This is a genomic window from Myroides albus (genome assembly GCF_009711045.1).
In the GTDB taxonomy this organism is placed as follows: domain Bacteria; phylum Bacteroidota; class Bacteroidia; order Flavobacteriales; family Flavobacteriaceae; genus Flavobacterium; species Flavobacterium album_A.
In genome coordinates this window covers 33,743-55,353 of sequence record NZ_WMJX01000018.1, presented here as the reverse complement: position 1 = coordinate 55,353, position 21,611 = coordinate 33,743, and the positions used below count along the sequence as shown (strand labels likewise).

The window sequence follows — 21,611 nt, the reverse complement described above, 5'->3', positions numbered from 1 at the left end:
ACAATCCTACTATGTATGCTTATGTATGGGATAGTAATGGGCAGGTGGATGTTTTTGGGTTGATTACTTCTGAAGCATTAAAAGAATTACAAAGTGAAATAAATTCTGTTTTTAGTAAATATGTACCTGATATAAAAGCTATTGATCCTGATGCTATTATTGGCTATAGATGAAGTACAGCTAGTGGTATTAGTACAGCTCATTTATCTTTAGATCAACAGAAGCCATTGAATTTAAATAGCTTTGATATTGACGCTTTTATACAATCGGATAAACTTTATAAGCAGTACAAGAAGAATCCATTATTTAAAAAGTCAGTAGAGTATTTAAAAATAAAAGAACTTCAAATGCAAATTAATAGTGAGTTAAAAACAAAATTTCCTGGGAACGATTTTAAAAAACAAAAATTTAGTTTTTACTTTTTAGTCAAGGAGCTTTTGATTTTAAAGAGATAGAGTAAGTAGCAGTATTGGTTTCTTTTTCGAGAGCTTTCTTACAATTTTACATTCCCTTAATACTACTGTCTAAATAAAACTGTAAATTACAAGGGTATAACTAATAATATCAAAACAATATGGCAAAAAGAGTTTTAATGTTGGCAGGTGATTTTGTGGAAGATTACGAAGTAATGGTTCCTTATCAAGCACTTTTATCTATTGGAGTACAAGTGGATGTAGTATGCCCTGGAAAGAAAAAGGGAGAAGTAATTGCTACTGCAATTCACGATTTCGTTGGTTTTCAAACTTATGCTGAATTAAGAGGGCATAATTTTGTAATCAATAAATCTTTTGATGAAGTAAAAGAGGGGGATTACAGTGGATTATACATTTGTGGAGGGCGTTCTTCTGAATATATTAGGTTGAATAAGAAAGTGATTGATATCGTTAAGTATTTCTTTGCACAGAATTTACCAGTAGCAGCTATCTGTCACGGTATCCAAGTGTTAACTCCAGCAAATGTGTTAAAAGGAAGGACATTGACAGCTTATCCTGCAGTAGGACCAGATATTGTACTGGCAGGAGGTAAGTATGAGGAGGTAGGTGCAGATAAAGCAGTAGTTGATGGGAATTTGGTGACTTCACCAGCTTGGCCTGGTCATCCCGATATTCTTAGAGAATTTTATAAAATGTTGGGCATTGTGATTGGCTAACATTCGAATAAATTATCCACATTTGCGATGCTAAAAAAGGAGAATTGATTTAACATTTCTTATTTTAGCATCGCAAATTTTTTTAAATATGATTACGAAAGAACAATTTCAAAGGGAATTAGATATAATTATCAGTAATGCTATTCGAGAAGATGTAGGTGATGGGGACCACAGTTCTTTGGCTTGTATTCCCAGTACAGCAACAGGTAGAGCAAAACTACTTGTAAAAGAAGATGGGGTAATAGCAGGAGTGGAGTTTGCTAAAATGGTATTGAATTACGTAGATCCAACTTTGGAAGTACAGGTGTGTATCGAAGATGGAACTCCTGTGAAGATTGGCGATATTATTCTTTATATATCAGGTAATTCTCAGTCAATTCTAAAAGCGGAACGTCTTATGTTAAACAGTATGCAGCGCATGAGTGCTATTGCAACTAAAACCAAGTTTTTTGCTGATTTATTAGAGGGGACTAATACGGTAATATTAGATACGCGTAAGACAACTCCAGGTGTTCGTGCTATTGAGAAATGGGCAGTTAAAATTGGCGGTGGTGGCAATCATCGATTTGCTTTGTATGATATGATTATGTTGAAAGATAACCACATTGATTTTGCAGGAGGGATTAAGGAAGCTATTGAAAAGACAAATCAATATTTAAAAGACAATAATAGAGATTTAAAGATTATTGTAGAGGCAAGAAGTATTGATGAGGTTAAGCAAATCTTGGCTTGTGAGAACGTTTATAGAATTTTGTTAGACAACTTTGATTATGCTATGACTCGTGAGGCTGTCGCTTTAATAGGAGATCAATGTCAAACAGAGTCTTCTGGCAATATTGATGAAACTACTGTTAGAGAATATGCGTTATGCGGTGTGAATTACGTTTCTTCTGGAGCATTGACACATTCAGTGCACAATATGGATTTAAGTCTAAAAGCAGTTGTTTAACCCGTAAAAGATGGTTGACGGTCAAGGTAGAGTAGTTTGTCCTTCTTGTGGTAGTACACAGGTAATGGAGTTTAAATATGAGCAATATTCTTGTGCTAATTGTAGGGAGTTATTTGTTGTCCTCGAAGGAGAGAAGACTGGTGAACTTAAGACTGAAGCTGTTGAACACATTCCTTTGAGCAATGAAAGTGGACGAAAGATGATTTCTATAGGGCTATTAATTTTTATGGCCATTGTCACCACAGTTGGTCAAAGATATAAGGAAAGTAAAAAGCCTGCAAAAAGCCTGAAACTTCACAAAGAAATGAAGATCTATCATATACCAAAGGTTTCAACGGATACAATTGCGTTGCGTTTGAAAAAAATGTAATCTAAATTATTATAATCTATACTACGCACTATTTTTATTGAGTTATATTTTATAGATAATGGTAATTTAAGTTGAATAGATTGCCTTGACTTAATGCTGTGTTCGGTGATTTTGCAGAGGTGATTTTGAGAAAGATAAAAAGAGAATTAGTAAATATACTGTTTCATAATGGCAAAGACATTAAAAAAAATAATTTGTCCACAATGTGGAAGTAATAAGATAAAAGAGTTAAAGGATGATTACTATAAGTGTGAAAGTTGTCAAACCAATTTTTTCTTAGATAGTGATGATATTAATATTAATCACAAATACACTTATAATGACAGTTATGATCCTAATGCAGAGAAGAATAAGAAAGCTGCCATAAAGTTTGTAATTATCTTTTTAGCTGTGATTTTGGTGTTAAGCTTTATAGGGCCAATTATCAGTGTAATTTCATCTTCAAAATCTAAGAATACGACAATAGTAGAACCTGTTCAAGAAATTGTACCTCCTAAAAAAGAGGTTAAGATGGTTCCTATGAGTATTAAGGCAAATACACTTTATAGGTTAAAAGAGAATAAAGTAACCTTAGTACAAGTGGCAACGACTAATGATTTTTTCGCAAAAAGAGATAAAGTTCGTTTATTTTTAATACTAAACGATGTGATAACGGGAGAAGAACTCAGTAGGAAACCAATTGATGTTGACTTGTCACTGAAAGGCGTTGGTCTAATGACTGACTTTTCAGTTGAGTTCTTTAAGATTTCAGATCGTGATTTATACCTTATTGTAAATAATTATCACTTACTGAAATTCAATGATGTTTTACAATGCTTTGAGAAAGTAGACGAAGAATTGTTTAGAAGTCACAAAGAGTTTAGTGAAGGTATCGCAGGATTAAAATACAATACTTTTGATGAAGGTATAGAAGTCACTAACAACTTGGGTAAAAAGTTTATGTATTATATATATTTGAACAAGGTGTATTCAAGTGATGAAGTCTATAAAGTCTATGATTTGCCATTGCCAAATGGAGTTAAAAAGACTGGTTACCTTTTTACAAGAAAGAGTTTTGATTATCCAGATGAAGCGAGACAACTAATTCAATATGATTATTGGTATCAAGAAGGATATCCGATGTATTATTTTTACTTTGAATGGAGGAGGGATTATGGTGGATCTGGTGTGTTTTCAAGTAGTTCACCACACAAGAAGGTATTAATATTGGATTATACGCGAAAAAAAGCGAGAATAGGAAAAGTAAGGGACTTTACGCCTAATCGAAAATATGCAGTAGGTACTGTTGTCGGATCAGATGAGGAAGGGGTGATCATTGCAATCAAACAGTCTATATTGGAGAATGAAACTTATTCTTTGCAAAAATTATCAAGCAAAGATGGCTCGATTTTATGGACGAAGAAAACAGAAATGAAAGGATTTAGAAATGTTGAAATGATCGATGGCGTATTCAAAGTAGGAGTAGATTATAATGTGTTTCAAATCTTTGATACAAAGGGTGAAGTACTTTCAACAATCGATCAATCCAATTTAAAAACACCAGTAGAAGAAAAAGAGTAAATTATGGGAATATTCAATTTGTTTAAAAAGCAATTGGCTACTGTTATTGAGTGGTCAGAGCAGAACAGAGAGATATTGTGGTTTCAATATCCCTCAGCAACAAGTGAAATTAAGAATGCTTCTAAGCTAATTGTCGGACCTGGACAAGGGTGTGTATTAGTCTATGAAGGAAAAGTGCAAGATACAATCACAGATGAAGGAGTGTATAGTCTATCTACTGATAATCACCCTTTTATTACTACACTGAAGAAGATTCGTCAGAATTTCGAAAGCGAACATAAGTTGTGCGTATTTTTCTTCAGAAAAGCACAAGTTGTGAATCAACAATGGGGAACTGCTACCCCTGTTAAGTATGTGGATAAAACCTATAATATCCCTATTGAGATGGGAGCTAATGGTAATTTCTCTTATAAAATCAACGACGTTGCTTTTTTATTTAATGAGCTATTGGGACAAGAAACTCACTTTGAAACCAAGGATATGAATGAGGTAATAAGTGGTAGAATACCTCAGGCAATTTCATCCTATTTGGCAAGTCAAAGTTTCGGTTATCAAGAAATTGATAGTCAATTAGAACTGATATCAAGTGAGGTCACTGCTAAATTAAATAATGAGTTTGCCAAATTAGGGTTAGAGTTAACTGATTTTAGAATTGTAGGAACTCTATTCGATGCTAATACCCAAAAGCGAATTGACAAAGTATCAGATATTGCTTCGGATGCAAAAGCTGCAGAGATGGCTGGTCTGTCTTTTGTTGAATTAGAGAAATTAAAAGCATTGAGAGATGCAGCTCGTAACGAAGGAGGAATGGCAGGAATGGGGATGCAGTTAGGGGCAGGTATGGAGTTGGGAAAACTATTTTCGGCAGAAACAAAATCTATTTTGGACGATGAAGGAGAAGATGTCTTAGAGAAGTTAAAGAAACTACATCTCTTGGTGAAAGAAGGAGTACTCTCTCAAGTGGAATTTGACGAGTTAAAATCAGAAATACTAAAAAAATATAAGTCATGAAATATATAATTGGAGTGCTTCTTACTTTGCTATTGCTTCTTGTGACAATGTATTTGGCACTTGGTTTTTGGGGGATTAGCATGTTTGACGCAATGCATTTAAACAATGCGTTTAAGACGATTGGAATTTTATTTGTTGCATCTATATTGTTAGTTCTGATTGTGTCTTATTTCTTTAAGAATCCTCACAAAGGATATGATACAACAAAAGGCAATATTGCGCATCCGAAGAAATAATCACTACCTTTGAATAGTAAAGAAGTAGAGTATGTCAAAAGAGATAGAGGATAAATTAGAACGTATTCCTATTCTCAATCAAATTGTATGTTTTTTTAAGAATATTAAGTTTTCTTTTTTAGAAGGATATTCTTTGTACGATTTGATTGAGTTGTATTTTGTGGGAATTGTCAAGGGAGCTTTTTCTTATAGAGCGGGGTCTATTGCCTTTAGTTTCTTTATGGCTCTGTTTCCTTTTGCCTTGTTTATTCTTAACTTGATACCGTATATTCCTGTAGATAATTTTCAAGCTGACTTTATGCAGTTTATTGCAGATTCGGTACCACCTACAACATTTGAAGCTGTGAAGTCCACGTTGGATGATATTATGAATAATAGTTACAAATCCCTCTTGTCTTCTGGTTTTTTGTTGTCTATTTTTTTAATGACAAATGGTGTTTTTGCTATCATAGGAGGATTTGAGTCATCATATCATATTACAATCTCTCGCAATATCATAAGACAGTATTTGGTAGCATTAGTACTGTCTGTTTTTTTAGCATTCCTACTTATTTTCTCAGTAGCTTTTTATGTGGGGTTAGAAGTTTTGATGTTTAAATTTGAGATTGATAATACTTTGATACAATGGTCGAGAAGTCTATTTTTATTGTTGATCGTCTTAGTGACTACTTCTATACTCTACAAGTTTGGCGCTAAGGAAACGAAGAATGTTTCATTTATCTCGATAGGATCCGTTTTTACTACTATTTTATATATTCTTACTTCCTTTTTATTTGGTGTGTATGTACTTCGTTTTGCGCGATATAATGAACTCTATGGGTCTATTGGAACTTTGCTTGTTGTGATGTTTTACCTTTGGATTAACTGTATGATTCTATTGTTAGGTTTTGAATTAAATTTAGCTATAAGTAAACTTAAGTCAAAAAAATAATTATATTTGGTTATAAACCTTAAACCAAAACGATATTTTATGAGAAACTCATTTTTGACAATAGTGTTTTTGTTCGTAGCTGTATGCACGGCAAATGCACAAGGCATAGTAGGTAAGTGGAAAACGATAGATGATAGTACAGGAAAAGAAAAATCTATTGTAGAGATTTATGAGAAAGACGGAAAGTACTACGGTAAAGTAGCTAAACTACTTAATCCGAGTAAACCAAATCCCAAATGTGAGAAATGTGAGGGAGATGAAAAAGGAGCGCCAATAGAAGGATTGGTTATCATTAAAGGCTTGCAGAAAAAAGGAGAGGAATACACAGGAGGTAAGATTACAGATCCAGAAAGTGGTAAGCAATACAAGTGTACTGTAAAGCTCAATGGAAAGGACAAATTAGACGTTAGGGGGTATGTTGGAATTTCTCTAATGGGGCGAACTCAAACTTGGGTGAAGGCAAATTAAGATTGTAGGATTGAAAGATAAGATAAAGAAAAGGTCATTGGCTATTGCCAATGACCTTTTTTATTGGATGTAAGTCTTGTACGGTATATAATTGGGTAAAAAAATAGAAGGGACTGCGCATTGTGCTATTTATACTTGGGATTATTCATAAATATTCATCGCTTCATTACATATAGGGCTATCTATATTTAGGAAATTTAAGACACTGTGTTATTTCGGTGTAACATAGGTTGAGTTATCAGTGAGCTCTATTGGTGTGGCGGTATAAATTTACACCAACCTGAAACATACTGATGTGTTGTTGTATACTATAGTGTTTTTTATGTAGATTATAAATTATATTGGCTGTATGTGATAATTATATATTTGTTTGTGTATTCAATCTTGCGATAAATAAGTACGAATGCAGTGAGGTTGGGAATGATGTAAACTGAAAAAGTTATCTTTGTATTTAGTATTAAAAAAGTGAGATGAATTATTTCGTTGAGGTTATTATTCCGTTAGCATTAGAGCCAACATTTACTTATCAAGTAAGTGAAGCTGAATTTGAGTTTATCCAAGTAGGGATGCGCGTAGCCGTTCCCTTTGGTAAATCAAAAGTTTACACTGCTTTAGTGATAGAGAAGCACAATAGAGTTCCTCAATTGTATCAAGCTAAGGAGATTAATGAAATCATAGATATTACTCCAGTGGTGACTGAAAAGCAGATTGCTTTGTGGAAGTGGATGGCAGAGTATTATATGTGTACGATTGGAGAGGTTTATCGTAGTGCAATGCCTTCTCGTTTACTTTTGGAGAATGAAACACTTGTACAGTATAACGATAAGGTGACGATCAATACAGACGAATTAGATGATTCTGAATATTTAATTTACGAAGCCCTACAATCGCAGGCTATACTTAAAATAGAAGAGATTATAGCTATTTTAAATAGGAAGAAGGTGTTTCCTGTCATCAATACCCTCTTGGAAAAGGGAATTATATTCCTTCAGGAGGAGATGATAGAGAAGTATAAACCAAAGCAAATACGCTATATTAAATTAGCTGATCAGTATATTCAAGACAATGGTTTGGCAGATTTGATGGAGATGGTGTCAAGAGCCGAAAAGCAAAGGGAGATGATCTTGAAGTATTTTCAATTGAACGCTTCGATGAAAAAACCAATAACTGCAAAGCAGTTAATGGACGAGTCAAATACAACCAATGCCGTACTAAAGGCGTTATTAGATAAGGGAATCTTTGTTGAATATTTCTTACAGCAAGATCGCGTTGTTTTTGGTGAGGCTACACAAGAAGTCATTGTTTTAAATGATGAGCAAAGCAAGGCACAATGGGAGATTGAAGAATCATTTAAACAAAGAGAGGTAACCTTGTTGTACGGGGTGACAGCATCAGGTAAAACAGAAATTTACATCAAGTTAATTGAAAAGTTAATTGCCCAAGAGGGACAGGTGTTGTTTTTGGTACCTGAGATAGGGTTGACAACGCAGTTGGTACAACGCTTGACAAATTATTTTGGCAATCAAGTGGCCGTTTATCACTCCAAGTATTCTCATAATGAGCGCTTAGAGGTGTGGGATCAGGTATTGAATCAATCAGAAAAGGCGAAGGTAGTGATAGGTACTCGTTTGGCGGTTTTTTTACCTTTTCAAAATTTGAAGTTTCTCGTTATTGATGAAGAGCAGGAACCGAATTATAAGCAGCATGATCCTGCTCCTCGATATCACGGGAGGGATTGTGCAGTCGTTTTGGCAAAACAACATGGTGCAAAAGTATTAATGGGTTCAGCTACGCCGAGTTTAGAGACGTATTACAATGCCAATCAAGGTAAGTATGGATTAGTTCAATTGCGCAAACGATACACTAATGTTCGCTTGCCAGAGATAGTCTTAGTTGATATCAAGGACAAGTATAAGCGCAAGCAGATGACAGGCCATTTTTCTGATTATTTGATTGATGCAATTAATATGTCTTTGTCTTTGGAGGAACAGGTTATCTTGTTTCAGAACAGAAGGGGATTTTCTCCTGTAGTTGAATGTATGACATGTGGTGCTGTACCAGAGTGTCCACATTGTGATGTGAGTTTGACCTATCACAAGTATCGAAATGAATTGAGATGTCATTATTGTGGGTATACTTTGCCAATGCCTAAGCAGTGTTATCGCTGTCATAGTGTTGATTTGAATACAAAGGGGTTTGGGACAGAGCAAGTAGAAGAAGAGTTGAAAGAGTTGTTTCCCAATAAGCGCATCGGCCGCATGGATCAAGATACGACTCGAGGTAAATATGGTTATGAAAAGCTGGTAGAGGCATTTGAGAAGAAGGAGATTGACATCCTTGTAGGTACACAGATGTTGGCGAAAGGCTTTGATTTTAGTAATGTGAATTTGGTAGGGGTGATGAACGCTGATAATAGTTTGTATCATCCAGATTTTAGGGCACATGAGAGAGCTTATCAAATGTTAGTGCAAATCTCTGGAAGAGCGGGAAGAAAGGATAAAAAAGGGAAAGTTATCATACAGACATTTAATCCATATCACAATATCATACAGCAAGTGACTAATAATGATTATTTAGGTATGTTTAAGGAGCAGATGTATGAAAGACATAATTTTAAATACCCTCCTTTTTATCGCTTGGTAAAGTTGACTTTAAGACATAGGGAGTTTGAGAAGTTAAAAGAGGCCTCTTTTTGGGTGTATAACAGTTTGAAACAACAGTTTCAAATTCCAGTATTAGGGCCAGAAGAACCTGCTATCAATAGAATAAGGAATCAGTATATTCGCGTGATTTTAATTAAGATTCCACAGCAAGTGTCATTGAATAAAACAAAATTAGAGATCAAGCAGATTTTGAAAAGCTTTGAGGCTATTGGCGCTTATCGCTCAGTAAAAGTGACTATTAATGTAGATTTTTACTAAAGTAAGAGAATTAGGTAAAGGTGTATTTGATGCAAAAGTATTACCTTAGTTTAGAAAATAATGTTAGGAGGTGTTTTGTGTATAGCGCTCCATTTAAAAGAAATAAATATGAAAGATTTAAAGATTGTTGTTTCAGAGAATGCAATGAAAAGTGAGGATGCGTACGATGTAGTGTATTCAAATATTACATTTATTAACTTAATCAGAGAAGAAGCTGAAACAGATCCAGCAGAGTTTATTCATCCAGATGCATTTTTAAGTTATTATGTAGATTACTATTTGGCAGAGTATAATAATGGCAATTTCTCTCAATTAGTTTGGAATACACAAGCTGATTATGATTTCTTCGATGTAGTTATCGAGGGATTAGAAAAAATGGGAGCTGTGAAACATTTGGCTTTTTTACAAAAACAAGTAGCGTTTTTGAAAGACTATGATGAAGTGGCATTAGAAGCTTTTATTGAAACGGATTATTTTGGTGAGAATCCAACGAGAGATGCTTTAAAGAATGATGAGTTTTACGATATTGAAGAAGACTTAGTTGAGTTAAATGCGAAGTGGTTAAAAGCACACCCTGATTTATTGGTACTGTCAATAGAGGGAATGTATGAAAGAGCAGAAGCTTTGTTAGGTAAGGAAATAGAACGATAATAGATTATCGTGTTGATAGCTTATTCTAACTATTAGAATTAGAATGAAATAAAAAAGCAAAAATAGCTTGTGTTGAATGATATTAATACTTATTTTTGCACCCAATTTTTATAACAAATAAAATTTTTTATTTATGAATCATTATGAAACTGTTTTCATCTTGAATCCCGTTTTATCTGAAACTCAGGTAAAGGAAACAGTAGCGAAATTCGAAGAATTTCTTACTTCTAGAGGAGCTGAGATGGTAGCTAAAGAGGACTGGGGCTTGAAAAAATTAGCTTATGAGATCCAACACAAGAAAAGTGGATTCTACCACTTATTCCAATTCACAGCACCAGCTGATATCATTATCAACTTAGAGACTGAATTCAGACGTGACGAAAGAGTTATGCGTTTCTTAACTGTAGCTTTAGACAAACACGCTGTAGCTTGGGCTGAAAGAAGAAGAGAGAAATTAAAATCTAAAAAAGCTTAATTGTTATGTCAAGTATAGAGCAATCTGCAAAAGGTAAAAAAGACGGAGATATCAGATATCTAACGCCTTTAAACATTGAAACAAACAAAACTAAAAAGTATTGTCGTTTCAAAAAATCAGGAATCAAATACATCGATTATAAAGATGCTGATTTCTTATTAAAATTCGTAAACGAGCAAGGTAAAATTTTACCACGTCGTTTAACAGGGACTTCTTTGAAATTCCAAAGAAAAGTTTCTGTAGCAGTAAAAAGAGCACGTCACTTAGCTTTAATGCCGTACGTAGCTGACTTATTAAAATAATTAAAAACTTAAGTTGTTGGTTTTCATTCGTGAAACCTAACTTCTTCTTAAAAGGACATCAACAATGGAAATTATCTTAAAACAAGACGTTCAAAAGTTAGGATTTAAAGATGACGTAGTAACTGTAAAACCAGGATACGGACGTAACTATTTAATTCCTCAAGGAATGGCTGTATTGGCTACTCCTTCTGCTAAAAAAGTATTAGCTGAGAACTTAAAACAAAGAGCGCACAAAGAAGCTAAATTAATCGCTGACGCACAAGTTATTGCAGAAGCTTTGAAAGCTTTGGAAATCAAAATCGCTGTTAAAGCTGGTGGTGAGAAATTATTTGGATCTGTAACTAATGCAGATATCGCTGAAGTTTTCGCTAAAAACGGACAAACAGTTGATAAAAAATTCATTACTTCAGGAGTTATCAAACGTTTAGGTAAATATACTGCTAACGTTCGTTTACACCGTGATGTAATCGTTGAAGTAGATTACGAAGTAATCGCTGAGCAAGAATAGTCTTAAAAGATTATATATAGAAAAGGCCTCCTAATTTAGGGGGCCTTTTTTGTTTTGTGAAGTGCTTACTACGTACAGGTATCATAAGTGAGTTTTTTAGATTCAATCTCCAGTATTTTGATAAGGTGTAGTGTGGTGAAGGTTTTAGGGTTGTGTATTTTTTTGAATAGTGTAAAGAATCAACGTGAAAGTTGTAGAATCCGTTTTGTTTGAATTTTATTTGAAATCGTTTACTAATATTTGTTATTGTTTTTTAACAATAGATAAGGATGTCTACTTTTGAATTGTAATAATCATTTTTCATGGGTGATTTAGATTATTAACGATTAGATTTTTTTTGAAGCAAATAGGTTTGTCGGCTATTTGTTAGAAAGTTTTAGCTTTAGTAGAGAGTTTTTAGGCCCTTTGGTTTACCAAAGGGCTTTTTGTGTTTATTTAAGATATTATATTGTATTGTTGTATTTGCTTTTGGTTTTTATGTTCATTAGAATTAGTATTTTTGACAGTTGAAATTAAGTAATCATGAAATATACACGTCTTACAAAAGAGCAATTTGAAGAAATGCACCCGGAATTCACTAATTTTCTTGCTTCTCAGCAGATAGATAAGCATGAGTGGGATAAATTGAAGGAAGAGAAACCAGAAGTCGCAGAACAAGAGTTAGATGTTTTTTCGGATTTAGTATGGGAAGGAGTGTTGAGTAATGCTCGTTTTTTAGAGCACTATTCAAAAAATCATATATTTCTTTTTGGTTTTGATGAGAAGCACATACATACAATTGTTATAAAAGCGTTATTAACAGATATCGACTTTATGACTCAAGAAGGATTACAATGGTTAAGTGATGCTGTTTTTACAAACGATGTAGAGATAAAGCACGGAGGTAAAGACTTTGGAAGTGACAGAAATAAGGAGGTTTTTGATATTATCCAACAAGGAGCTATCCTGAGTGATGGAGTGCTGTATCAGCAGTTTAAAGATTTGTTGAAGTTGTAATTTTGCTTAGAATGAATGTACAAGAACAGATTATTGCGTTAAGAGAGGAATTGAATTTACATAATTATAATTATTATGTATTAGATACGCCTACCATTTCTGATTTTGAGTTTGATCAAAAGTTAAAGGAATTAGAAAAATTGGAGCTTGCTCATCCAGAATATTTTGATAGTAATTCACCAACACAGCGTGTTGGCGGGGCTATAACTAAGAATTTTGATACAGTAGTTCACCGTTATCGTATGTATTCTTTGGAAAATTCTTATTCTAAAGAAGATTTACTGGATTGGGAACAACGCATTCAAAAGAACTTGGGCGATGTTCCTGTAGAGTTTACCTGCGAGTTAAAGTACGATGGAGCATCTATAAGTATTACTTATGAAGATGGCGAGTTAATAAAGGCAGTTACTCGAGGAGATGGTGTACAAGGAGATGATGTGACAAATAATATTCGCACTATTCGTTCTGTTCCAATAAAATTGAAAGGTGATTATCCAAAGAGTTTTGATATACGCGGAGAAATAGTTTTGCCATTTGCAGGTTTTGAGAAAATGAATCAGGAGTTGATTGAAATTGGAGAAACTCCTTATTCAAATCCCAGAAATACCGCTTCTGGAAGTTTGAAATTACAAGACAGTGCAGAAGTTGCCAAACGACCTTTGGATTGCTTGCTTTACTATGTTGTAGGAAGTGATTTAGGTTTTGCAACCCAGTATGAAGGCTTAGAGAAGGCTCGTGAATGGGGGTTTAAGGTTCCAATAGTGTCTAAATTAGCAAAGAATATAGATGAGGTTTTGGAGTTCATTGCCTATTGGGATGAACACAGACATGAGTTGCCTTATGAGACAGATGGTGTGGTAATTAAGATAAACTCACTTCATTACCAGGAAGAATTAGGATATACTTCTAAGTTTCCACGATGGGCTATTGCTTATAAGTTTAAAGCAGAGCAAGCAGAGACAATATTGAATACTATTTCTTATCAAGTAGGTAGAACAGGGGCAATAACACCCGTTGCAAATCTGGAGCCAGTGCAATTAGCGGGTACGATCGTTAAGAGAGCCTCTTTGCACAATGCAGATCAAATTGCTAAATTAGATATCCGAGAAGGTGATTCTGTATATGTAGAAAAAGGAGGAGAGATTATACCAAAGATTGTAGGGGTGAATTTAGAAGCAAGACCAGCTGACTCTCAGCGTACCGTTTATATAAAAGAATGTCCGGAATGTCAAACTAAATTGGTTAGAAATGAAGGAGAGGCACAACATTACTGTCCTAATGTATATGGTTGTCCTCCTCAAATCGCTGGTAGAATTCAACACTTTATTTCCCGTAAAGCGATGGATATTGATGGACTTGGAGAAGAAACAGTTGTATTGTTGTATAAAAATGAATTAGTGGAGAACTATGCGGATTTATATGAACTTAAGAAAGAACAGCTTTTGGGATTGGAACGCATGGGAGAGAAGTCCGCAGATAATCTAATAAAAGGGATAGAACTATCTAAGCAAGTTCCTTTTGAGAGAGTATTGTATGCTTTGGGAATTAGATTTGTTGGAGAAACCGTAGCTAAGAAGTTAGCAGCACATTATAAGAATATAGATGCTTTATCTCAAGCACCTTTGATGGAGATGATAATGGTGGATGAGATTGGAGAAAGAATTGCACAGAGCGTAATAGATTTCTTTAGCAATGAGAAAAATAAAGAAATTATAGAGCGATTAAAGTCTTATGGTCTACAATTTGTAATAGAGGAGAAAGAATCAACTGTAGTGTCTGATATATTAAAAGGAAAGACAATTGTGGTTTCTGGTGTTTTTACTAAAATGTCCAGAGATGAGATAAAACAAGCTATAGAAGATCACGGAGGAAAGAATGGAAGTTCGATTTCTTCTAAGACTGATTATGTTGTAGCAGGAGATAAAATGGGACCATCTAAATTAGAGAAAGCAAATAAGTTAGGAATTACCATTTTGAATGAAGAGGAATTTTTAAGTATGATTCAATAAATCGATGTTAAATACGCAACATGGTTTACGAATTTTTTTAAATTTACAAAAATCACAATGGTATGTTGTTTAATGCAGTAAAAAAGAAAGCTTTACGCAAGGCGGTGGAAGGGACAAAATTACCTTCAGTTCCTTTAGAATTTAATTATCAAGTAAAGACAATAGGAATTTTGTCTGAGAAGAAGGAACAGTCTACTGTAGAGAGTATGATAAATATTTTAGTAGATAGAGGTTTTAAGAGGGAAGATATTTTAGTTTTGTATTACGATGGAAGTAATTCGAAGGTAAAAGAGGAGGATGCGTATGTTTTTAAGTTGAGAGATTTTGAGTCAAGTTTGAAAACATCAAATGAATCGTTGAAGGTATTTGTTGAAAAACCATTTGATCTATTGATTAGCTTTTACAAGAGTGATACAATACCTTTGTTATGGGGTACGAGTCAATCTAAAGCGAAGTTCAAAGTTGGTTTGGCATCAGTAACGTCTTTTGTCAATCATTTTAATATAGAGATGAATGGATTAGATGCGGAGTTATATGTAAAATTATTATTTGAGTATATAAATATTTTTAAGAACTAATAGTCAAGAATCATTATGCAATCATTAAAAGGGACAGGTGTAGCTTTAATTACACCATTTAGAAGTGACCTTTCTGTAGATGTAGCAGCTCTGCAAAATTTGGTAGAGTATGTAATCAAAGGAGGAGTTGAGTATCTTGTAGTTTTGGGAACTACAGGAGAATCTGTAACTTTAACTACAGAAGAAAAACAGTTAGTCAAACGCGTAGTAGTGGAGGCTAATAAGAAGCGATTGCCATTAGTTTTAGGAGTAGGAGGAAACAATACTCAAGCCGTAGTGCAAGAGTTGTCTCATGATAATTTAGAAGGATTTGATGCTATATTATCAGTATCGCCATATTACAATAAGCCAACACAAGAGGGAATATATCAACATTTCAAAATGATAGCTGAACATAGTCCTCTACCTATTATACTTTACAATGTTCCAGGACGCACAGGAAGTAATATGATGCCGGGAACAGTGGCGAGGTTAGCGAATGACTTTAAAAACATAATAGGTATTAAAGAGGCAGCAGGAAGTATAGTTCAAGGAATGGAGATTTTACGTCAAGTAGAGCGCAAGGACTTTTTAGTTATTTCTGGGGATGATACTATTGCTTTACCACTTGTATTAGCAGGAGGAGCAGGTGTGATTTCTGTTATTGGTCAAGGAATTCCTCAACAGTTCAGTGAAATGATACGCTTGGGATTAGCGCGTAAAGTAGATGAGGCATTTGCTTTGCAATTTGATATGATGCCTATCATTGATATGATTTTCGAACAAGGAAATCCTGCGGGTATTAAGGAAATTTTAAAATTTGCTAAAATATCTGAGACTCATTTGCGTTTACCTTTAGTAAATGTCGATCGTTCTTTAGCAGAGAGAATAGAGAATGAAAGCAAAAGAATATTAAAATAAGAAATATGTTATCAGATAAATTACAAGCAGCGTTAAACAACCAGGTTAAATTAGAAGGAGATTCTTCTCAGATTTACTTGGCCATGGCATCGTGGGCAGAAATACAAGGATTTGAAGGAATTGCAACTTTTATGTTTGCTCAATCAGATGAAGAGCGTCAGCATATGTTGAAGTTAATTAAGTATATTAATCAAAGAGGTGGTGAAGCGGTTATTCCGGATATAGCTAAACCGGTATTAGATCATTCTTCTTTTAAAACTCTTTTTAAACAATTGTTTGAACACGAGGTTTTTGTGTCTAAAAGTATAAATGACTTAGTACATATCGCTTTAGAAGAAAGAGATTATGCAACACATAATTTCTTACAGTGGTATGTTTCAGAACAAATTGAAGAAGAAGCGACGGCTCGTACAATTTTGGATAAGATAAATCTTATTGGTGACGATAAAGGTGGTTTATACTTATTTGACAATGATATTAAAGGGTTTAACCAGCAAGGAACTAATAACACAACAGTGTAATTTAGTCTATTAAGAATAAGTATCTTAAGAAAAGGTGTCAAAAAAGTGGCATCTTTTCTTTTTAGTGTAAAAAGGTTTTTGTATAATGCAATTAATAACTAAATTTGCAATTGCTTTCTAATAAGTATGCAGCAAAACTTTTGTTTTAAAAAACTATAATTATTTATGAAAAGATATATCGGTTTATCTTTTTTAATGCTTTCTCTGGTGGGGTGTAGTCCTATGCAAAAAGCATTGAAGTCAGAGGATCTAGAGTATAAAAAAGAGGTAGCAAACCAATATTATGAACAAAAGAAATACCGACGTGCAATACGTTTGTATGAGCAATTAGAAACAGCTTATAGAGCTCGTCCTGATGCTGAAGAAATGTATTATAATTTTGCTGAAGCAACGTTTGTTACTAAGGATTATGAGTTAGCAGGTTCTAGATTTAGGATTTTTGCAGCAAGTTATCCTCGTAGTGAAAAAAGAGAAGAAGCGCTATTAAAAGAAATTAAATGTGGTGTGAAATTGTCACCAGTTTATTCTTTAGATCAACATATTACCAATGAGACTATTGATAAACTGCAACGATTTATAGATCAGTATCCAACATCTGATTTTGTGTTTGAAGCCAATAGCATTATGTCAGAGATGAATAAGAAGCTGGAAAGAAAGGCCTTTGAAAATGCAAAACAGTTGAATACTATTGGAGCATTCACGCGTAATTATACAGCAGCTATTATAGCTTTGGATAATTTTATATACGATTTTCCTGGAACAGAGCTGAAAGAAGATGCATTGTACTACAAGTTTGATTCTGCATATAAATTGGCAATGAATAGTGTCGTTTGGAAAATGGAAGAGCGTTTAAAGAATGCACAATTAATGTATGACGGTTTAATTCGCTTTAATGCTGAGACAAAGTACAGATCGAAAGTGGATAGTATGATTACTGATATTAATAAAGAATTAGAAAAATTTTCAAAATAATTTAAGCGAGATGGATTTAAAGAAAACAAATGCTCCTGTAAACACAGTTACTTATAACAAGAATAAAATTGAAGAACCAGTAGGTAACGTTTATAAAGCTATTACAATCATTGCTAAGAGAGCTAGCCAAATCAATACGGAGATTAAAGGTGAATTGATTGAAAAATTAGAAGAGTTCGCTACTTATAACGATAGCTTAGATGAAGTTTTTGAAAATAAAGAACAAATCGAAGTATCAAAATTCTATGAGAAACTTCCAAAAGCTCATGCTTTAGCTGTTGAAGAATGGTTAGATAATAAAGTGACTTTTAAAGAAGCTGTAAAATAATTATATACTAAGAACATGTCAGTATTAAGCGGAAAAAAAGTAATACTGGGTATCACTGGTGGAATTGCCGCTTATAAAACGGCTGGCTTAGTACGTTTACTTATAAAGGCAGGTGCAGAAGTACAAGTACTTATGACACCTGCTTCTCATCAATTTGTTACTCCTTATACCTTATCTACTTTATCGAAGAAACCAGCTTTTACAAACTTCTTTCATGCTGGTGATCAAGGAGGAACATGGAATAATCACGTTGATTTAGCTCTTTGGGCTGATTTGATGATTATTGCTCCTGCAACGGCAAATACATTAGGTAAAATGGCTAACGGTATTTGTGATAATCTGCTTATGGCAGTATACCTTTCGGCAAAATGTCCTGTTTATATTGCTCCTGCAATGGATTTGGATATGTATGCACATCCTTCAACGGAGATGAACTTAGATCGATTAGCTTCTTTTGGGAATATTATTATTCCTGCAGAGGAAGGTGAATTAGCAAGCGGATTAATCGGAAAAGGTCGTATGGCTGAACCAGAGAATATCGTAGCGTTTGTTTGTGAGGAATTGTCAAAATCTTTGTCTTTGATCGGTAAGACCGTTTTAGTAACAGCGGGACCAACTTACGAACCTATTGATCCTGTTCGCTTTATTGGGAATCACTCATCTGGTAAAATGGGATATGATATTGCTAATGAATTGGCAAGATTAGGTGCGGAGGTAATTTTGGTTTCGGGGCCTACCAACCAGAAGGTGAAAGATAAAAGGGTTAAAGTGATCTCGATAATGTCTGCCATGGAAATGTATACTGTTTGTCATGATTATTTTGAGCAAGTAGATGCTGTTATTGCTGCTGCTGCTGTAGCAGATTATCGCCCAAGGCATATTGCCAATCAAAAGATTAAAAAGAATACTGAGGAATTTGTTATCGAAATGGACAAAAACCCAGATATACTTGCGTCCTTAGGAGCAATTAAAAAAGAACAGTTTCTCATTGGTTTTGCCCTTGAAACAGAGAATGAGATAGAACATGCGAAACAGAAGATAACAAAGAAGAATCTGGACTTAATTGTTTTGAATTCTTTAAATGATAAAGGTGCAGGTTTTGGTAAACCAACAAATAAAGTTACCTTTATAGATAAGGATTTTAATATTCAACCCATGGAGTTAAAATCAAAAGAAGATGTTGCAAAAGATATTGTGCAAAAAATTGTAGAGCATTATGAATAAACTTATTTGGCTGATTAGTTGTTTTTTTTTGATGATAAACTCTTACTCACAAGAGTTACATGCAACTGTAAATATTAATCATAGCCAAGTAGGAAATAGTAATCAAGCTTATTTTAAAAACTTAGAGAAGTCCTTACAAGAGTTTATAAATAATACAAGTTGGGGATCGAAGAAGTATAATGCGGTAGAAAAGGTAGATTGTGTATTTATCCTTACTGTAACTTCGTATAATAATAACTTGATAGGAGGTAGTATGCAAGTGCAAGCTACTAGACCAATTTATAATTCTTCTTATTCTAGTCCTATCTTAAACTTTAATGATAAAGATATTTCATTTTCTTATATAGAATTTGAAAATTTGTTTTATAATCCCAACTCTTTTGACTCTAATTTAACCAGTTTAATTGCTTTTTACGCTAATATGATACTCGGTTTAGATGCAGATAGTTTTCAGTTAGAGGGAGGAAGTGAGTTCTATCAGAATGCGTCTTCTATTGTTTCAATTGCACAGCAATCTGGGGCAAAAGGTTGGAAGCAAGGAGATGGGACGAATACTCGATATTATCTTGTGAATGATGTAATTGCTGGAACGGGTATGCCATATAGAAAAGCGCTTTACAATTACCATTTAAAGGGATTGGATGTTATGTCTTCTAATTTAGAAAATGGTCGAGATGGAATTTTTAAATCACTTCAAGATTTGGAAGTGTTGCACAAGAATAGACCTGGCTCTTTTTTAATGCGTATCTTTTTTGATGCAAAAACGGAAGAGTTAAGTAATATTTATTCGGGTGTTACAGATAAAAATAAAAAGTTAGTTATCGAATTATTGAATAAATTAGCTCCGCTGAACTCGGCAAAATGGAATAATTTATAGTTTAAAACTAAAGGTATATGTTGACTTTATTGACTATTAAAAACTTTGCTCTAATCGAATCTTTAGAGCGAAAATTCTACAATGGTTTTTCTATTATAACTGGAGAGACAGGGGCAGGTAAGTCTATTTTACTTGGTGCTCTGGGATTGTTGCAAGGTAAACGAGCAGATTTAGGGTCATTAAAGAACAAGGAGGAGAAATGTGTAGTTGAAGGACATTTTAATATTAAAGAGTATAAATTAAAAGAGGTTTTCGCTACTTTGGATATTGAATATGAAGAGGTAACTATTATTCGCAGGGAGATACTCCCTTCTGGGAAGTCTCGCGCCTTTGTCAACGATAGTCCAGTTAACCTTGCTGATTTACAAGAATTAAGTAGTTATCTTATTGATATACACTCACAGCATCAAACAGGTGAATTGTCAGATGAAAATTATCAATTGCACATTATAGACGCTGTTGCTGATAATAATAGTGTTTTAGAAGAATATCAAGCTCATTTAAAGCAATATAAGAAACTGCAAAGTAAGTTAAAGGAGTTTTTGCAGACACAAGCAGAACTTTTAAAAGAACAAGATTATAATGCTTTTCTGTTACAAGAATTAGAGGAAGCTCATTTATCAGATTTGAATCAAGAGCAATTAGAAGCAGAGTTTGACAAACTTAATAACGTTGAGTTTGTGCGTGAGAACTTTAGCCATGCATTGACTGTATTTACTGATGAGCAAGTAGGTTTGGTTGCTGGATTAAGAGAAGCCCGTAATATACTGTCGAAGTTAGCTTCTATTTCTAAAGAGTATGAGGAACTGTCTAATCGCATTAGTAGCGTTGATATTGAGGTAGAAGATATCGTCGGTGAAATTGAGAACATGGTAGATAGCGTTATATCGGATCCAGAACAGCTCGCGATTACCAATGAGAAATTACAGTTGTTGTATTCTTTGCAAAAGAAACATCAAGTTGCTACAGTTGAAGAATTGATTACAATTGAGAATGAGTTAAGTGGGAAAGTTTTTCTTGCCACTGATTTAGAGGATAAAATAGTAGAAGTTACAAAAGAGATAGAGAGCTTAGAAAATGTGTTAGAGCGATTAGCTAAGCAGTTATCAGAAGCCAGAAAGAAGGCAGTTCCAGTGTTACAAAAACAATTAATAGATATTTTAAAGCAAGTTGGAATGCCAAATTCAAATTTCAAGTTTGAGTTTGAATATACTGCCCATTTTATGTCAAATGGAAAAGATCAGATGCAGTTGTTATTTTCTGCTAATAAGGGAATGGATTTTGGACTTTTAAAGAAGGTTGCATCTGGAGGTGAAATGTCTCGTATCATGTTAGCTATAAAATCGACTTTGGCCAAGTATTCTAATCTACCAACAATTATTTTTGATGAGATTGATACTGGAGTTTCAGGAGAGGTTGCTGATAAGATGGGGGAAATTATGCGTGAGATGAGCAAGGAAATGCAAGTTTTTGCGATAACCCATTTACCGCAAATTGCAGCCAAAGGAGATACCCACTTTAAAGTATTTAAGACTGCGAAGGGAGAAACAACAACGTCACAAATAGAAGAATTGACGTATGAAAGTCGAATAACGGAAGTGGCTCAAATGCTATCAGGTAAGGATATATCGGAGTCGGCATTAGTTCACGCAAAAGAGTTATTACAGCGATAAA

Annotated in this window: 23 protein-coding genes; all 23 read left to right on the top strand. The window is 34.0% G+C overall.

Annotated elements, in window-relative coordinates; genetic code table 11:
- Positions 1 to 574: 574 nt before the first annotated feature.
- Positions 575 to 1,150, top strand: a complete 576-nt coding sequence (locus tag GJV76_RS09705; RefSeq protein WP_155092417.1) for a DJ-1/PfpI family protein — start codon at positions 575 to 577, stop codon at positions 1,148 to 1,150.
- Positions 1,151 to 1,238: 88 nt separating this feature from the next.
- Positions 1,239 to 2,099, top strand: a complete 861-nt coding sequence (gene nadC / locus GJV76_RS09700; protein WP_155092416.1) for a carboxylating nicotinate-nucleotide diphosphorylase — start codon at positions 1,239 to 1,241, stop codon at positions 2,097 to 2,099.
- Positions 2,100 to 2,109: 10 nt separating this feature from the next.
- Complete coding sequence (locus tag GJV76_RS09695; RefSeq protein WP_155092415.1) at positions 2,110 to 2,469, top strand: hypothetical protein; 360 nt, start codon at positions 2,110 to 2,112, stop codon at positions 2,467 to 2,469.
- A gap of 168 nt (positions 2,470 to 2,637) precedes the next feature.
- Complete coding sequence (locus GJV76_RS09690; RefSeq protein ID WP_155092414.1) at positions 2,638 to 4,029, top strand: hypothetical protein; 1,392 nt, start codon at positions 2,638 to 2,640, stop codon at positions 4,027 to 4,029.
- Between the two features lie 3 nt (positions 4,030 to 4,032).
- Positions 4,033 to 5,040, top strand: a complete 1,008-nt coding sequence (locus tag GJV76_RS09685) for an SPFH domain-containing protein (RefSeq protein WP_155092413.1) — start codon at positions 4,033 to 4,035, stop codon at positions 5,038 to 5,040.
- A complete protein-coding gene (locus GJV76_RS09680; protein WP_155092412.1) occupies positions 5,037 to 5,276 on the top strand; it encodes a hypothetical protein in 240 nt (79 codons plus the stop codon). Before GJV76_RS09685 ends, GJV76_RS09680 begins: the two co-directional genes overlap by 4 nt.
- Positions 5,277 to 5,307: 31 nt before the next feature.
- Positions 5,308 to 6,207 carry a YihY/virulence factor BrkB family protein gene (locus GJV76_RS09675; RefSeq protein WP_155092411.1) on the top strand — a complete coding sequence of 300 codons (900 nt, stop codon included), beginning with the start codon at positions 5,308 to 5,310 and terminating at the stop codon, positions 6,205 to 6,207.
- A gap of 39 nt (positions 6,208 to 6,246) precedes the next feature.
- The gene (locus GJV76_RS09670; RefSeq protein ID WP_155092410.1) at positions 6,247 to 6,675 is read left to right on the top strand and encodes a DUF2147 domain-containing protein; all 429 of its coding nucleotides are present in this window, start codon (positions 6,247 to 6,249) and stop codon (positions 6,673 to 6,675) included.
- 470 nt (positions 6,676 to 7,145) lie between these two features.
- Positions 7,146 to 9,596, top strand: a complete 2,451-nt coding sequence (priA, locus tag GJV76_RS09665; RefSeq protein ID WP_155092409.1) for a replication restart helicase PriA — start codon at positions 7,146 to 7,148, stop codon at positions 9,594 to 9,596.
- A gap of 108 nt (positions 9,597 to 9,704) precedes the next feature.
- On the top strand, positions 9,705 to 10,247 hold the full coding sequence (locus tag GJV76_RS09660; protein WP_155092408.1) for a DMP19 family protein: 543 nt from the start codon (positions 9,705 to 9,707) through the stop codon (positions 10,245 to 10,247).
- Between the two features lie 133 nt (positions 10,248 to 10,380).
- Positions 10,381 to 10,722, top strand: a complete 342-nt coding sequence (gene rpsF / locus GJV76_RS09655) for a 30S ribosomal protein S6 (protein ID WP_155092407.1) — start codon at positions 10,381 to 10,383, stop codon at positions 10,720 to 10,722.
- A 5-nt stretch (positions 10,723 to 10,727) separates the two neighbouring features.
- Entirely contained in the window at positions 10,728 to 11,024 is a 297-nt protein-coding gene (gene rpsR / locus GJV76_RS09650; RefSeq protein ID WP_155092406.1) for a 30S ribosomal protein S18, read from the top strand.
- A gap of 64 nt (positions 11,025 to 11,088) precedes the next feature.
- Positions 11,089 to 11,532, top strand: a complete 444-nt coding sequence (gene rplI / locus GJV76_RS09645; RefSeq protein ID WP_155092405.1) for a 50S ribosomal protein L9 — start codon at positions 11,089 to 11,091, stop codon at positions 11,530 to 11,532.
- Positions 11,533 to 12,054: 522 nt separating this feature from the next.
- The gene (locus GJV76_RS09640; RefSeq protein ID WP_155092404.1) at positions 12,055 to 12,528 is read left to right on the top strand and encodes a DUF6495 family protein; all 474 of its coding nucleotides are present in this window, start codon (positions 12,055 to 12,057) and stop codon (positions 12,526 to 12,528) included.
- Positions 12,529 to 12,539: 11 nt separating this feature from the next.
- Positions 12,540 to 14,537, top strand: a complete 1,998-nt coding sequence (gene ligA, locus GJV76_RS09635; protein WP_155092403.1) for an NAD-dependent DNA ligase LigA — start codon at positions 12,540 to 12,542, stop codon at positions 14,535 to 14,537.
- Between the two features lie 62 nt (positions 14,538 to 14,599).
- On the top strand, positions 14,600 to 15,115 hold the full coding sequence (locus tag GJV76_RS09630; RefSeq protein WP_155092402.1) for a DUF6913 domain-containing protein: 516 nt from the start codon (positions 14,600 to 14,602) through the stop codon (positions 15,113 to 15,115).
- A 15-nt stretch (positions 15,116 to 15,130) separates the two neighbouring features.
- Positions 15,131 to 16,015, top strand: a complete 885-nt coding sequence (dapA, locus tag GJV76_RS09625; RefSeq protein ID WP_155092401.1) for a 4-hydroxy-tetrahydrodipicolinate synthase — start codon at positions 15,131 to 15,133, stop codon at positions 16,013 to 16,015.
- Between the two features lie 5 nt (positions 16,016 to 16,020).
- On the top strand, positions 16,021 to 16,536 hold the full coding sequence (locus GJV76_RS09620; RefSeq protein ID WP_155092400.1) for a ferritin: 516 nt from the start codon (positions 16,021 to 16,023) through the stop codon (positions 16,534 to 16,536).
- Positions 16,537 to 16,701: 165 nt separating this feature from the next.
- On the top strand, positions 16,702 to 17,508 hold the full coding sequence (locus tag GJV76_RS09615) for an outer membrane protein assembly factor BamD (RefSeq protein WP_155092399.1): 807 nt from the start codon (positions 16,702 to 16,704) through the stop codon (positions 17,506 to 17,508).
- Positions 17,509 to 17,518: 10 nt separating this feature from the next.
- Entirely contained in the window at positions 17,519 to 17,836 is a 318-nt protein-coding gene (locus GJV76_RS09610; RefSeq protein WP_155092398.1) for a DNA-directed RNA polymerase subunit omega, read from the top strand.
- Between the two features lie 15 nt (positions 17,837 to 17,851).
- Positions 17,852 to 19,060, top strand: a complete 1,209-nt coding sequence (gene coaBC, locus GJV76_RS09605) for a bifunctional phosphopantothenoylcysteine decarboxylase/phosphopantothenate--cysteine ligase CoaBC (RefSeq protein WP_155092397.1) — start codon at positions 17,852 to 17,854, stop codon at positions 19,058 to 19,060.
- Positions 19,053 to 19,937 carry a type IX secretion system protein PorD gene (porD, locus tag GJV76_RS09600; RefSeq protein ID WP_155092396.1) on the top strand — a complete coding sequence of 295 codons (885 nt, stop codon included), beginning with the start codon at positions 19,053 to 19,055 and terminating at the stop codon, positions 19,935 to 19,937. Before coaBC ends, porD begins: the two co-directional genes overlap by 8 nt.
- A gap of 17 nt (positions 19,938 to 19,954) precedes the next feature.
- Positions 19,955 to 21,610: a DNA repair protein RecN gene (gene recN / locus GJV76_RS09595; RefSeq protein ID WP_155092395.1), complete on the top strand. Its 1,656-nt coding sequence runs from the start codon at positions 19,955 to 19,957 to the stop codon at positions 21,608 to 21,610.
- The last annotated feature ends 1 nt before the right edge of the window (position 21,611 follow it).

Coding starts and splice junctions, on each gene's coding strand:
- GJV76_RS09630 (WP_155092402.1), top strand. CDS start 14,600: ATGTTGTTTAATGCAGTAAAAAAGAAAGCTTTACGCAAGGCGGTGGAA.
- GJV76_RS09695 (WP_155092415.1), top strand. CDS start 2,110: ATGGTTGACGGTCAAGGTAGAGTAGTTTGTCCTTCTTGTGGTAGTACA.
- GJV76_RS09670 (WP_155092410.1), top strand. CDS start 6,247: ATGAGAAACTCATTTTTGACAATAGTGTTTTTGTTCGTAGCTGTATGC.
- GJV76_RS09675 (WP_155092411.1), top strand. CDS start 5,308: ATGTCAAAAGAGATAGAGGATAAATTAGAACGTATTCCTATTCTCAAT.
- nadC (WP_155092416.1), top strand. CDS start 1,239: ATGATTACGAAAGAACAATTTCAAAGGGAATTAGATATAATTATCAGT.
- GJV76_RS09620 (WP_155092400.1), top strand. CDS start 16,021: ATGTTATCAGATAAATTACAAGCAGCGTTAAACAACCAGGTTAAATTA.
- GJV76_RS09690 (WP_155092414.1), top strand. CDS start 2,638: ATGGCAAAGACATTAAAAAAAATAATTTGTCCACAATGTGGAAGTAAT.
- GJV76_RS09610 (WP_155092398.1), top strand. CDS start 17,519: ATGGATTTAAAGAAAACAAATGCTCCTGTAAACACAGTTACTTATAAC.
- dapA (WP_155092401.1), top strand. CDS start 15,131: ATGCAATCATTAAAAGGGACAGGTGTAGCTTTAATTACACCATTTAGA.
- porD (WP_155092396.1), top strand. CDS start 19,053: ATGAATAAACTTATTTGGCTGATTAGTTGTTTTTTTTTGATGATAAAC.
- GJV76_RS09685 (WP_155092413.1), top strand. CDS start 4,033: ATGGGAATATTCAATTTGTTTAAAAAGCAATTGGCTACTGTTATTGAG.
- GJV76_RS09660 (WP_155092408.1), top strand. CDS start 9,705: ATGAAAGATTTAAAGATTGTTGTTTCAGAGAATGCAATGAAAAGTGAG.
- GJV76_RS09615 (WP_155092399.1), top strand. CDS start 16,702: ATGAAAAGATATATCGGTTTATCTTTTTTAATGCTTTCTCTGGTGGGG.
- rpsF (WP_155092407.1), top strand. CDS start 10,381: ATGAATCATTATGAAACTGTTTTCATCTTGAATCCCGTTTTATCTGAA.
- priA (WP_155092409.1), top strand. CDS start 7,146: ATGAATTATTTCGTTGAGGTTATTATTCCGTTAGCATTAGAGCCAACA.
- GJV76_RS09705 (WP_155092417.1), top strand. CDS start 575: ATGGCAAAAAGAGTTTTAATGTTGGCAGGTGATTTTGTGGAAGATTAC.
- recN (WP_155092395.1), top strand. CDS start 19,955: ATGTTGACTTTATTGACTATTAAAAACTTTGCTCTAATCGAATCTTTA.
- ligA (WP_155092403.1), top strand. CDS start 12,540: ATGAATGTACAAGAACAGATTATTGCGTTAAGAGAGGAATTGAATTTA.
- rplI (WP_155092405.1), top strand. CDS start 11,089: ATGGAAATTATCTTAAAACAAGACGTTCAAAAGTTAGGATTTAAAGAT.
- GJV76_RS09640 (WP_155092404.1), top strand. CDS start 12,055: ATGAAATATACACGTCTTACAAAAGAGCAATTTGAAGAAATGCACCCG.
- GJV76_RS09680 (WP_155092412.1), top strand. CDS start 5,037: ATGAAATATATAATTGGAGTGCTTCTTACTTTGCTATTGCTTCTTGTG.
- rpsR (WP_155092406.1), top strand. CDS start 10,728: ATGTCAAGTATAGAGCAATCTGCAAAAGGTAAAAAAGACGGAGATATC.
- coaBC (WP_155092397.1), top strand. CDS start 17,852: ATGTCAGTATTAAGCGGAAAAAAAGTAATACTGGGTATCACTGGTGGA.